Source organism: Pseudomonas sp. LBUM1669, assembly GCF_059695705.1.
The window spans coordinates 3570925-3585030 of sequence record NZ_CP166784.1; the positions used below are offsets into that span (position 1 = coordinate 3570925).

General features: G+C 59.2%; 7 protein-coding genes. 3 read left to right on the forward strand and 4 right to left on the reverse strand.

The window, feature by feature from the left end; all coding sequences use genetic code 11:
• Positions 1-6: 6 nt before the first annotated feature.
• Together araD1 and ACA051_RS16560 are read right to left on the reverse strand one after the other, a co-directional pair.
• The gene (araD1, locus tag ACA051_RS16555) at positions 7-999 is read right to left on the reverse strand and encodes an AraD1 family protein (protein WP_497370917.1); all 993 of its coding nucleotides are present in this window, start codon (positions 997-999) and stop codon (positions 7-9) included.
• 151 nt (positions 1000-1150) lie between these two features.
• Positions 1151-2473, reverse strand: a complete 1323-nt coding sequence (locus tag ACA051_RS16560; protein ID WP_497370919.1) for an MFS transporter — start codon at positions 2471-2473, stop codon at positions 1151-1153.
• Between the two features lie 192 nt (positions 2474-2665).
• Here ACA051_RS16560 and ACA051_RS16565 point away from each other — a divergent pair, with 192 nt between their 5' ends.
• The 3 genes from ACA051_RS16565 (at position 2666) to ACA051_RS16575 (ending at position 10155) form a co-directional block, all read left to right on the forward strand.
• Positions 2666-4402, forward strand: coding sequence for an IlvD/Edd family dehydratase (locus ACA051_RS16565; protein WP_219097417.1), 1737 nt, complete (start codon positions 2666-2668; stop codon positions 4400-4402).
• Between the two features lie 149 nt (positions 4403-4551).
• A complete protein-coding gene (locus ACA051_RS16570) occupies positions 4552-5271 on the forward strand; it encodes a FadR/GntR family transcriptional regulator (RefSeq protein ID WP_094467649.1) in 720 nt (239 codons plus the stop codon).
• 186 nt (positions 5272-5457) lie between these two features.
• Entirely contained in the window at positions 5458-10155 is a 4698-nt protein-coding gene (locus ACA051_RS16575; RefSeq protein WP_497370921.1) for a dermonecrotic toxin domain-containing protein, read from the forward strand.
• 61 nt (positions 10156-10216) lie between these two features.
• Here ACA051_RS16575 and ACA051_RS16580 read toward each other — a convergent pair whose 3' ends face one another.
• Positions 10217-12601, reverse strand: coding sequence for an efflux RND transporter permease subunit (locus ACA051_RS16580; protein WP_497303225.1), 2385 nt, complete (start codon positions 12599-12601; stop codon positions 10217-10219).
• A gap of 28 nt (positions 12602-12629) precedes the next feature.
• The gene (locus tag ACA051_RS16585) at positions 12630-13697 is read right to left on the reverse strand and encodes a WD40/YVTN/BNR-like repeat-containing protein (protein ID WP_497370923.1); all 1068 of its coding nucleotides are present in this window, start codon (positions 13695-13697) and stop codon (positions 12630-12632) included.
• Positions 13698-14106 lie beyond the last annotated feature (409 nt).

Sequence of the window (14106 nt, forward strand, 5' to 3'; positions counted from 1 at the left end):
TCTCCTTTAAAGGGTGCCGACGGTGCCGGGCTCGAACGCTGCTTCAACCGGTGCGATCCCGTTGATCAACGGCGCGCCGAACTCGGCCTGACTGATCTCGAACACATCTCCCGGTCGGGTGCGAATGCCGTCGGCAAAGGACAGGGTCGCGGTGCCGAAGAAATGGATGTGCACGTCGCCGGGACGCAGGAACTGGCTGTACTTGAAATGGTGGTACTCAAGATTTTCCAGGCTGTGGCACATGTTGGCCTCGCCACTGAGGAACTCGTTCTGCCACAGCACTTCACCGTCACGCAGGATGCGGCTGGTGCCAGCCAGATGCGCGGGCAATTCGCCGACCCGCAGTTCCGGGCCATAGCTGCAACTGCGCAATTTCGAATGCGCCAGGTAGAGGTAATTCTTGCGCTCCATCACATGATCAGAGAACTCGTTGCCCACCGCAAAACCAAGGCGATACGGCTTGCCGTCGTGGCCGATGACGTAGAGGCCACTGAGTTCTGGCTCTTCCCCCGCGTCTTCGGCGAATGGCGGCAGCGGGAACGGCTGGCCCGGACGCACGACGATGCTGCCGTCGCCCTTGTAAAACCACTCCGGTTGCACACCGACCTGCCCGGCCGCCGGTTTACCGCCCTCCACGCCCCATTTGAAAATACGCAGGGTGTCGGTCATCGCGGTTTCCTCGCCGGCTTGCTGGTGCATCTTGTCCCGGGCCGAGGCGCTGCCGAGATGGGTCAGACCGGTACCGCTGACCAGCATGTGCGCCGGGTCCGGGTGATCCAGCGGAGGGAGGATCCGCAGTTGCGCCAGCAGCTCTGCGTAGTCATGGCTGATGCCCAGGCCCAGGGCTTTAACCTGTTGCTGCAGATTGACACCCGCCTCGATCGCCGCCAGGGCCAGGTCACGGACGGACCGCGCGTCCTGCACTTCACGAACCAGCACCTCCTCGACCACGCCTACCCGGCGCTCGCCGTTACTCAATTCGAATTGCACTAAACGCATGATTTTCTCCCATAGACAAAACGTGAACACACCGCAAACCCCTTGTGGGAGCGGGCTTGCTCGCGAAGGGGCCGTCACATTCAACTTAAACGGTGACTGACACTCCGTCTTCGCGAGCAAGCCCGCTCCTACAGTTGATCGGTGTAAATCCTCAGGTACGAGTCGCGCCGCGGGCACTGGCCGCGAACTGGTCGGCCGCCAGCACATGCTTGCGCTCCAGCAACCGATAGACCACGCCGGTCAACACCAGCCCGCACACCATCACCCCCGACAGGAAGTACAGCCCCGACGCCAGGTTGCCGGTGTATTCCTTCAGCGCACCGATCACAAACGGGCCGATGTAGCCGCCGAGGTTGCCCACCGAGTTGATCAACGCGATCCCGGCCGCGGCACTGGCGCCGGCGAAGAAACGACCGGGCAAGGTCCAGAACACCGCAGTGCAGGAAAACAGCGCAAACGCCACCAGGCACAACGCCGCGAGTTGCAGCACAGGCACCGTCAGCCAGGCGCTGAGGAACAGGCCGATGGCGCCCAGCACGTAAAGCACGGCGAGGTGCCCGTAACGATCATTCAGGCGGTCGGAACTGCGCGGAATGATCAGCAGACCAATGATCCCGAAGATGTACGGCACCGATGACACGAAACCAGTCACCAGGTCCGTGCCGCCAAACTGTTTGATCAAGGTGGGCAGCCACAGGCCCAGGCCATAAATGCTCAAGGTCACTGGCAGATAAAACAGCGCCAGCAGCAACACGCGTTTGTCTTTCAGGGCATGCAGCGGATTGCCGTGACGGGTCTGTCCGTATGCCTCGAGGTCCTTTTTCAGCTCGCCAGTCAGCCAGTCTTTCTCAGACTGGTCCATCCATTTCACCTGTTGCGGGCCGTCCGGCAGGTAACGCAGTACTGGCCACGTCAGCAGGATCGCCGGGGTGCCGATGACGATGAACAGCCACTGCCAGCCATGCAGACCGAGGATGCCGTCCATGCCGAGCAAGCCGCCGGACACCGGGCCGGTGATCATCATCGCGATGGGTTGGGAAAGGATGAACAGCCCGAGGATCTTGCCGCGATGGCGAACCGGGAACCATTGGGTGATGTAGTAGAGAACGCCCGGGAAGAACCCGGCTTCGGCCGCGCCGAGCAGAAAACGCATGACATAGAAGCTGTGCGGCCCCTGGACGAAAGCCATGCCGATGGTGATGGCGCCCCAGGTGACCATGATCCGCGCGAACCAGCGCCGTGCACCGAAGCGGTCGAGCATCAGGTTGCTGGGGATTTCCAGCAGGAAGTAGCCAATGAAGAACAACCCTGCGCCGAGCCCATAGGCCGCGTCACCCAGGCCAATGTCGGCGCCCATGTGCAGCTTGGCGAAACCTACGGCGGAGCGATCCACATAGGCGATCAGGTACAGCAGGATCAGGAAGGGAATCAGTTTCAGCGTGATGCGACGAATAAGCCGCAGTTCCTGGCTCATGAGATCGGTCTCCGATTGTTGTTTTTATAGAACCTCGGGGGACGCCTCTCGCAAAAACTGCCAGGGCCATCCCTCCGTTGAAAGCGACTATATAGTATTACTAATTAGCCAACAACACTTCCAAACAGGCAAAATTGAGCTTATCTTACGCCGTAGCTCGAACAATATAGTCATACAATAAGAGAATCGATCATGTCTGATAAGAAACCCAACCTGCGCTCCGCCCAATGGTTTGGCACCGCCGACAAGAACGGCTTCATGTACCGCAGCTGGATGAAGAATCAGGGCATCGCCGACCACCAGTTTCACGGCAAGCCGATCATCGGCATCTGCAACACCTGGTCGGAACTGACCCCGTGCAACGCGCACTTCCGCCAAATCGCGGAGCACGTCAAACGCGGGGTGATCGAGGCCGGTGGTTTTCCAGTCGAATTCCCGGTGTTCTCCAACGGCGAATCGAACCTGCGCCCCACCGCCATGCTCACCCGCAACCTGGCGAGCATGGACGTTGAAGAAGCGATTCGTGGCAACCCGATTGATGGCGTGGTCCTGTTGACCGGCTGCGACAAAACCACTCCGGCACTGTTGATGGGCGCGGCCAGTTGCGACGTGCCGGCCATCGTCGTTACCGGCGGTCCAATGCTCAACGGCAAGCACAAAGGCCAGGACATTGGTTCCGGCACCGTGGTCTGGCAGCTCAGCGAACAAGTGAAAGCCGGCACCATCACCATTGACGATTTCCTCGCGGCCGAGGGCGGCATGTCCCGTTCGGCCGGCACCTGCAACACCATGGGCACCGCGTCGACCATGGCCTGCATGGCCGAAGCACTGGGCACGTCCCTGCCCCATAACGCGGCGATTCCGGCGGTGGATGCGCGGCGTTATGTGTTGGCGCACATGTCCGGCATGCGCGCGGTAGAGATGGTCCGTGAAGATTTGCGGCTGTCGAAGATCCTGACCAAGGAAGCTTTCGAAAACGCCATCCGCGTCAACGCCGCCATCGGTGGCTCGACCAACGCCGTGATCCACCTGAAAGCCATCGCCGGTCGTATCGGCGTCGAGCTGGACCTGGATGACTGGACCCGCATCGGTCGCGGCATGCCGACCATCGTCGACCTGCAACCGTCCGGACGTTTCCTGATGGAAGAGTTCTACTACGCCGGCGGCCTGCCAGCGGTGTTGCGCCGCCTCGGTGAAGCCAATCTGATCCCCAACCCGAACGCCTTGACCGTCAACGGCAAAACCCTGGGAGAGAACACCAAGGACGCGCCGATCTACGGCCAGGACGAAGTGATCCGCACCCTCGACAATCCGATCCGTGCCGACGGCGGCATCTGCGTATTGCGCGGCAACCTCGCGCCACTGGGTGCGGTGCTCAAGCCGTCCGCGGCCAGTGCCGAATTGATGCAGCATCGCGGGCGTGCGGTGGTGTTCGAGAACTTCGACATGTACAAGGCGCGGATCAACGATCCGGAACTGGACGTCGATGCCAACTCGATTCTGGTGATGAAGAACTGCGGGCCGAAGGGTTATCCGGGCATGGCTGAAGTCGGCAACATGGGCTTGCCGGCCAAGCTACTGGCTCAGGGCGTGACGGACATGGTGCGCATTTCCGACGCACGCATGAGCGGCACGGCGTATGGCACGGTGGTTTTGCACGTGGCCCCGGAAGCAGCGGCCGGCGGGCCACTGGCGACGGTGAAGGAAGGCGACTGGATCGAGCTCGACTGCGCCAACGGCCGTTTGCACCTGGACATCCCGGACGCTGAACTGGCGGCGCGCATGGCGGATCTGCAACCGCCGCAAAATCTGATCGTGGGCGGTTATCGTCAGCTGTACATCGACCATGTGCTGCAAGCAGATCAGGGCTGCGATTTCGACTTCCTGGTCGGCTGCCGCGGCTCCGAAGTCCCGCGCCACTCTCACTAACCCCTGCAACTCTGCATTCACAGCAAAACCTGTGGCGAGGGAGCTTGCTCCCTCGCCACAGAGCAATCGCCGACTTCAGGTCTGATGATTGCCCGCCGCGCCTGTTATCATGCGCGGCATCTCCATCGCACAGGATCGCGCCGTTCCCCATGGATTACCGCAAACCCTCCGACCGCAAAAGCATGCACTCGCGCATCGTCCAGGAATTGGGCATGCAGATCGTTTCCGGGCGCTTCAAACCGTGTGACAAACTGCCCGCTGAAGCCCTGCTGTGCGAGGAGTACGCGGTCAGCCGCCCGGTGCTGCGCGAAGCCACCCGGGTGCTGGTTGCCAAAGGCCTGGTGTATTCCCGTCCGCGGGTCGGCACCGTGGTCAAGCAGCGCAAGGAATGGCACATGCTCGATCCGGATGTGCTGCACTGGCTGATGCAAAGCAGTCCGCAGAATGAGTTCTTCGATTTACTGACCAGCGTGCGCAGCATCATCGAACCCGCTGCCGCCGCCCTCGCCGCGCAGTTCGCGACCGATGCGGACATCGCCTCCATCGGTGAAGCCTACCAGCGCATGGAAGCCGCACCGACGCCTGAAGCGCTGTTGCAGCCGGACCTGGATTTCCACAGCCGGATCGCCGATGCGACCCACAACGATCTGTTGGCCAACCTGTGCAACATGCTGTCGGTGGCGATTGCCGAAGCATTGAAGCATTCCAACCAGCGGCCGAACCTGCATGAACTGGCGCTGCCCCGGCACAAGGCGATCCTGACGGCGATCGAGAACCGCGATGCGCTGGGTGCGCGGCATGCAACGCTGGTGCAGTTGGATGATGCGCGAAGTGCCTTGAATGTAGTGCTCGGCACTGATCCCTCATAACCCCCACAGGGGTTCAGCATCAATTGTGGGGCTGAAAAAAGCCGCAACCCGGGTTGCGGCTTTTTTGTTTCCGGCCTGAAAGGGTCCCTTGGCCTATCTGATCGATCAATGTGCGGTAACCGGCTACCGCACATACTCGGGGGCGCTGAATTACGCTGAGGAGCCATTCATGCAAAGGATTGCATCATGCCGACATCTGCCGCACTACCCACCACAGGCTCCGCCGAGATCATCGCGCGCGCGGTCAACAGTCGATTCGATTCCCGCCCCACCTTGCGCTCGCAAACCGCCCGCATGCTCAAGAGCGGCATTCTGGAAAAATACCCGACACTGGCGTTCGACCCTGACCGAACCAAAGTTGCCCAACCGATCCCGGGGGGTGCCTGGCGGCTGACGCTGCTTTTGGACGTGGTACTGGAATACCTCGCCAGTGGTGCGTTTCCCGAGTTGAACGAGAAATTTGGTCGAAGCTGTTTTTTCACAAACCGTGCCCCTTCGAAGCTCACTGTCGACAAAACGACAGTCCGGCAGCCCGACATGCAAGTGATCGCGACGGTCATCCGCGAATTACCCGGCATTCTCTACATCGGCTTCCAGGAATCATTGACGACCTGCTGGAACGAGAAAGACGAAACGGGCGTGAGCCGCTGGCAATGGCTGGGGGATCTGCTCGCTGGCGAGTTGAAAGCCTCCGCTACGCGCCTGTCAGCAACCCATGCGTTACAGGCAGAGATCCTCATGGAACTGGCCCGCCAACCAGACAACCGGGAACGCCTTCAGCGACCTTGGGAGAAAGGCATCATTGAAGCCTGCACGCTTCAAACCACACTGACCCAAAGGGACGTCTCTATCACGGTGCAAACTCCCGACATCCTGGTGATCTGCGGTGATACCCATTTATTGTGCAGCGTGACCGGCAGCATCGAGTCTTTCCCTTCCTTGGACGCTTTTGGAATGTCGTGGGGAGAGCGTTTTCAGCAACATTTCATGTCTGATTCCATGACATGGAAACGTTTTAAACCGGACGGCAATATCTTCGACACCCAGGCTGCCCTGCTCCTGAACCAGCAACTGGAAGATCTCGAGGCGCTCAAACTGCCGGCACTCCAACGCCTGGAGGACCTTGAAAAACGTTTTGATTCGATCACCGACGTAGCCGCCCGGTTTATCGGCAGCGACAACAACCCGGCGCACCTTCAATCGATACAGGCAACGATTCCCGCGTGGTTGCGGGACACAGGCAGCACGGGGCGTATGGCGTGGCGCAAGCACACGTTGTCGATGGCCAGCGTCAAACAGCAGACCCAGGGTCGCTCGTTAGGCGACGATATCGTTGATCTTCATACGTTCGCCAACAACGCACTGCATGAGCAAATGCTCAAGGACCAGCCCCTGGCGCCAGGCTACAAGGCCGATGAACTGGAGCTGACGTTTCATGTGCCGGTCGGTGACTTGGGCAGCGGCTACATCGAACCAGTCAAAATGTCTCTTACCGATCTGGCGATCAACAATCTCGCCAGCAAACCCAAAGGCCGGATGACCATCCGCCATACCGAGAACCAGCAGATTGAAGACTGGACCACCGAGGCCTATCTGCTGGAACTGGTGAGCCGGGTCGATGTAGGAAAACATTACCCTGAATACATCGAGGCCCAACTGCTTGGGAACAGCCCCGAGGCGAAGGAGCGTCTGCGACTCTTCGGTCTGGAGCTGAGCCTGCATTTGCCACTGCGAGCCCTTGAACACGCGATCAAGGGTGAGCACGGCTTCAACCTCCTGGGCTATCGATACGTCGATGCATTGCTCCATGCGCTTGCGGCCGAGCGAATGGTTGATGAGCAGGCAGTCGTTATCAGGCCCTTGGCGTTTCAACGCAAGGCAGGCGCCCCGTGTGACGTGGTCAGCAACATGTTCATCATCGAACCCAAAGACCTGAATGCCGTCGGCCCGCATATCCTTTACCGACCGCTGTACGCGCAACCCCTGCACCAATACCCCACTCGTCAGGCCCTGCACGATGCCATTGCTCAAGCCGGCCTCTTGCAATCCAGTGTGCTGACCTGGCTGCCGGATCGTGCCCGGCCGATCTACGACAACAACGGGTTCAACGAACCCCACATTGTTCACTTCCATGCGGGCGACGAATTCACTCGTCCGGAAAAACCGAATCCAGCGATCCTGGCAGGCGATGAAGTAGCTGGTGACTGGTTCACCGCGCTGGAAGAAGGTCGATTGCTGGCAAGTCTGTATGCGAGCAACGCCCGCACATTGATCGATCTGGCTGACCGGCAATCGGTGTCCAATGCCGAGAGCCGTTGGGCGATCATCCTCGAGGGGGGTTGGCTGGTGTTCAACAACATCATTTTGCCCCTGTTACGCGGCCCCGCCATGCTGGTCGGCTGGATGCTGCAAATCGCCCACAGCCTGATCGCCGATCTTCCAGTACTGGACAGTGATGATCCACACGCAAGAAACCAGGCATGGATCGATGTGTTGTTGAACATTGGCCTGCTGGTTCTGCATGTGGCCCGAGAGGATGGGGCCCCACCGCTCTCCGACAGCGTGGCGATGCAAGTGCCCGGCGCCCTCGCCCCCTTGCGCCGTCCTTCGCAGGCGTACTCATGGCGCGCCGGGACGACCGTCACCCAGGAAACACCGGGGCTGCCGTCCGAGCCACCGGGCAGTGGCAATACCCTGGTGGATTTCAACCTGTCGAACGCCCGTGATTCGGCATCAGCCCGGTTATTCAATACGTTACGGGAGATTCGGGTTCCCTGGCCGACTCCGTTGCCAGAGCCCGTTGCAACCAGTGCCTTCAAAGGCTTGTACCTGATCGACAACAAATGGCACGCCACCATTGCCGGCCTGCTGTTTCGCGTCAGTATCACGCCCGGGTTCGGCGAGGTTTATCTATTACATCCAGAGCACCCCGACCATCCGGGGGTCAAGCTCAAAACCAATGGGGATGGCCGTTGGACCCTGGATCAGGGACTGAAACTGCTCGGCGGCGGGCGCAATACGAGAATCAATGCCCAGCGAGAAATGACAAAACAACGCATCAGCCTGCTGCAAGTGAATCGTCAGGAATTCGTGGACCAGCAAGCGCGGGTGCAGAAGCGCGTCGATATCGCCGAAAACCTGATGCAGCTGAAACAAAACGACCCCGCCACCACTGAAGTCGATCGTGCCACGTACAGACAACGGTTCTTTGATGAGTTGGGCAAACAGACCGAAACCTACGCCACGCTGTTGGCCGAAATCAGGGAGCTGAGCGATTTGACCAAATCCGACCCGGATCCGGTGCAACTGTGCAGTTTGTCGGAAAACCTGATCAACAACACTCGTAAACAGATCGTCATCACTGACCTGGAGCGCGAGGCGCTGGATCGTCACTTCGCGGACTTGAAAAAAGGCATAGGGCGTTTGCATGAGACGCTGAAAACCGAAGGCACAGTGCTGCTGGATCGGTACTTCGACTACATGCGCCAAACCTCTGAAATCAACGAAACCATGATCAAGCTGTTTGAGCAGGTCGATAGCCGACTTCAGGAACTCAAGCAAATCCCTCGCACGGGCATCGAATACTGGAAGCGTCTTGCCGGCAACAGGCCCGTAGATGAAATGACGGCTTTGCGCATCAAATCCTACCAACTGAGTGTCTTGCGAATACTCAGTCTCAAGGTGCTTGGAAGCAGCACCATGGCGGTTCTCGAACAGACCCTCGACCCCCTGCTGTTGCTGTCTCGCTCGCATGCCGAACTGCAAACGGAGCACACCTACTCCAACAGCGACCGAATCGCCGTTCTGGACCACCTGGTCGATCAATACAACAAGGCTCAGGACGGTCTTGAGGCGATCGGCATTTTCAGTACCGATGAGTTGCAGACACACCCCTTCAATCGTCTGCGCGGGCTCATTGATCAGCTGCGTATCGATGCCGAGCGACGGCTGGCGGATGCCATTCAACTGCAGCCACAACCTGACGAGTCGCCCAGTACTGCACCAGGAACCAGCAGGCCGACGGTGAAACATCCATATTCAGGGTCCAGTCGCAAGCGGGTGATCAAAACTACCAAGGGCACGTTGATCGGCGATCTTCGCCAACGAATCGCCAACCAGGGAGGGGACATTGTCGACATCAACGGTCCTTTTGAAGAGAAGCCACTGGCCTCGTTCCACGAACACGAGCCCAATGTCTGGGTAGAAATTGTCGAATCCAGGCCCTTACCGCCCAAGGCCTCACGCCCGTATCAGCAGGTCAAAGGTGAAGCGCGCAAGGCGTTGGCCGATGTCGATAAGCACGTGCAAAAGATCGAGGGTTACGCGCAACGCGCCAGTTCCCCCAAGGAAATCGAAGAGCAGTTGCAACGTGAGGCACAAAAACTGACCGGGTTTGCCGACAGCCTCGAGCAGCACGAAAGCCCTCCGGTCAGCCGGGATCCTGACGTTTCGCTGATCAGCGGACTTCGGGATCAAGCGCGCGTCCTCGACAGCAAGGCGACCGAACTTCGTACCCGCATGACCCTCGCCCGGCCGCCCAGCAGCGAGGGTGTGGAGTTTCTGCTGCGGCGTAATGCTCTTTTTGCGCGGATCATCGGCAACCGGGTTCAGCTGAAAACCGGGCGCAAGGACTTCATGCAGGAGTACGTTTTGTTGAATAAGGATAATCAACCCTGGTGGTACGGGCATTTTCACTATGCGAGCGCAGAGGATGCCAAGACTGACTACACCCAGGCCCATCTTAAAACCAGGGAACAACGTTTCGAAACCTACGAATCGGCCATGGCCAAGGCCAAGGATCCGAAGCAGAAGATCGATATTCATCATGGAATCATCAGCAAGGAACTGGCAAACAGCGATTTTCTACCGCTGGTACCGCGCTGAGTTTTCAATCGCCCATAAAAAAGCCGCAACCTGAGGTTGCGGCTTTTAGTACTGCGCAACGTTAGTGCGCGAACAACGAGTTGCCCTTCTGCCCCGCCAGTTTCTCCGGCTTGATCAGGAATCGAGCCAGCGCCGGCAGCAGCCAAAGCGCGCCGAACATGTTCCAGAGCAGCATGAAGGTCAGCATCAGGCCCATGTCGGCCTGGAACTTGATGGCCGAGAAGATCCAGGTGCACACGCCGATCGCCAGGCACAGGCCGGTGAACAGCACGGCTTTACCGGTGGATTTCAGCGTCTGGTAGTAGGCCTCTTGCAATGGCAGGCCTGCACGCAGGAAGCTTTCCAGGCGGCTATAGATGTAGATGCCGTAGTCCACGCCAATCCCCACCCCCAGCGCCACGACCGGCAGGGTCGCGACTTTCACGCCGATGCCCATGAAGGCCATCAGGGCGTTGCCGAGTACCGAGGTCAGCACCAGCGGCAGCACGATGCACAAGGTCGCCGCCCAGGAACGGAAGGTGATCATGCACATGGTCGCGACGCAGATGTAGACGAGGATCAGGATGGTCAGCTCGGACTCTTTGATCACCTCGTTGGTGGCCGCTTCAATCCCCGCGTTACCCGCCGCCAGGATGAATTCCAGGCCGTCCTTGTTGTTTTCCTTGGCGAAGTCCTGCACCGCATGCACCGCGCGATCCAGGGTGGCGGCCTTGTGGTCGTTGAGGAACACCAGCACCGGCGCCAGAGAACAACTGTTGTTGTACAAGCCATCGGCACGGGCGATGGAGTTGTTCAATACGTCCGGGTTACGCGACAGGGTTTCCCATTTCAGGTTGCCCTCGTTCATGCCCTTGATCATCTGCTTGGACACCGTCACCAGGGAGATCGCCGACTGCACGCCCTCGGTGTTCTGCATCTTCCACATCAGCTCGTCGATCGGCGCCATGGCTTCGTAGCGCGAGCAACCTTCAGACTTGGTCTTGACCATCACCACCAATACGTCGGAACTGGTGGAGTAGTTGCTGATGATGAAGTTGTTGTCCTTGTTGTAACGCGAGTCCGGACGCAGTTCCGGGGCACCCTGGTCAAGGTCACCGATTTTCAGGTTCTGGCTGTACCAGAGGCCGCCCCCGAAGGCCAGCAAGGCCAGGATGATCGACACCGGTGCGACTTTCGGGCTGGCAAAGGCCGACAGCAGGCGCCAGAACGGGTGTTCGCGGTGAGCGTCCTTCTTGCTGCGTTCGACGGCGCGCTTGCTGATGCCGACGTAGGAGATGGCGACCGGCAGCAGGATCAGGTTGGTGAAGACGATCACCGCGACACCAATGGAGGCGCCGATGGCCAGTTCACGAATCACACCGATGTCGATGATCAGCAGCGTGATGAAGCCCACCGCGTCCGCGAGGATCGCGATCATCCCCGGCAGGAACAGCTGACGGAACGTGCGCCGCGCAGCGGTCAAGGCGTTGTCCGCTTCGCTGGACTGCAAGGCGATCCCGTTGATCTTCTGCACGCCGTGGGAAATACCGATGGCGAAGATCAGGAACGGCACCAGCATCGAATACGGATCAAGCCCGAAACCAAAGAAGTGCATCAACCCCAGCTGCCAGACCACCGCCACCAGCGTCGTACTCAATACCGCCACGGTGCTGCGCATGCAGTTGGTGAACCAGTACAGCAGAATCAGGGTGATGATGAAGGCGATACCGAAGAACATCACCACCATGACCAGGCCATCGATCAGGTCGCCGACTTTCTTGGCGAAACCGACGATGTGGATCTGCACATTAGGGTTCTGCGCTTCAAACTTGTCGCGGATCTTTTCTTCCAGTTCGTGGGAGAACTTGCGGTAGTCCAGCGCCAGCAACTTGCCCTGGTCCTGCGGGTCCGGGTAGGACTCCAGCAGCGGGATGTCGACGATGCTCGACTTGAAGTCGTTGGCCACCAGACGCCCGACCTGACCAGACTTGAGCACGTTGTTGCGCAGCAGGTCGAGGCTTTGCTGGGAGCCGTTATAGCTCTGCGGGATGACTTCGCCGCCGGCGAAGCCCTCCTCCGTCACCTCGGTCCAGCGCACGCTCGGGCTCCACAGCGACTTGAGGCCGGAACGGTCGACGCCCGAAATGTAGAACACTTCGTCGTTGATCTGACGCAGGGTCTCCATGTATTCCTTGGAGAAAATGTCGCCATCGGTGGCTTCAACGGAAATGCGCACCGTGTTGCCCAGGTTCGCCAGATCGTTGCGGTGCTCCATCATCTTTTGAATGAATGGATGCTCCAGGGGGATCATTTTTTCGAAACTGGTGGACGGCCGGATCAGCGTCGCCTGCCAGAACAGGAAGATGCTGACCAGCAGGCAGATGACGATCACTGCCGGGCGGTTGTTGAAAATCAGGCGTTCAAGAAACGTCGCCTTGTCTTGATGATGACTGCTCAAGGATGTCATAGACCCGCCTTCTTATTATTTGCCCGGCTCATTTGGACGACCCGTTTTTGACATTCTCTGCGCCGGTTGGCGAGGTGACGCGAACGCCGCCCTGTCCTGCCAGAATCAGATTGCCGTTACCTGCCGCGGTCACCGCCGAAACGGAAATGCGATCCGGGCGGTTGAACACGCTGAAGGTTTCGCCGTTGTCGTTGCTGCGGATCACCGAACCGCCGTTGCCGACGATGACAATGGAACCGTCGTCGAGCAGCGTTGCGCCGGACAGACCGAACTCCAGCGCCCCGCGGGCAGCCTTGAGCTCGACCGGTTCCCAGGTTGTGCCGAAATCGGTGGAGCGGAACAGATTGCCCCGCAGCCCGTAAGCCAGCAGCGTATTGGCCTGAGCAGTGCCGATTACGCCGAACAGCGAACCTTCGTATGGGCCTTCAAGCTTTTCCCAGGTCTGGCCCCAATCGGCGGAGCGGAACATGCTGCCCTGCTCGCCGACGATGAACAGCCCGGAATCCTTGACTGCGGCAATGGCGTTGAGGTGGTATTGATCTTCGTTGTCCAGGCGATCGCTGGCGTCTTCCCAATTCTTGCCGCCGTCGGTTGTGGTCAGCAACGCGCCGTAAGCGCCCACGGCTAAGCCGCTGTTGACGTCCTGAAACCAAACGTCGAGCAACGGCGATTCGCGTTTCAAATCTTCGAATTGCTTGGTCCAGGTAGCGCCACCGTCTTCGCTGGCGAGGATCTGTGCGTCATGGCCGACGGCCCAGCCGTGTTTGTCATCGGCGAAAAACACCGACGTCAACAACTGCCGGGTTGGCACCTTGGCCTGGGTCCAGGTCGCACCCTGGTCATCGGAATACAGAATGTGCCCGCGATCTCCGACGGCCACCAGGCGCTTGCCGGCGTGCACGACGTCGAGCATCAGGCTCTTGCTGGCTTTGGCAGATTCAACGGCATAAACAATGTCGGATGCTGGCGCAGCGGCGGCCAACACAGGTGCCGACAGCACGGCACAACCCAACAGCGAGAGCGCTGTAGCCAGCAACGCGAACTTGCGTAACGCCGGCGGGCGGCAGATACCCACACCCATGACAGGCTCACTCATAGACCTTCCCCCATTATTATTGTTAGGTCATTCAACCTTTCAGGGCGCCGTAAGGGGTGCTCATCGGGATTGCCTGTTCTGGAGCATAGTCCTGAAATGCGCAATCTAGAGCCCCTTCGGAAGCTGGCTTATCCTATCGGGGTTTGGAAAGGTCTGACAATCGACGCCACGTTATGTTTTGTTAACTGGGGGGGAATGGGGTTTGGGTGAATGATTGGGTATCAGGTGGGGTGATTCTGGTTTCCGGGTTTGTCTGGTGTTCGGTGTTCGGTGTTCGGTGTTCGGTGTTCGGTGTACATATCCATTTCTTCGGTAACGGCTACTTATGGTTTCGCTCTTACAGTGACTCACTTTTCCAGACGCCGAAAAGTAAGCAAAAGGCTTCGCCCCGACGTACGGCGCCTCGCTG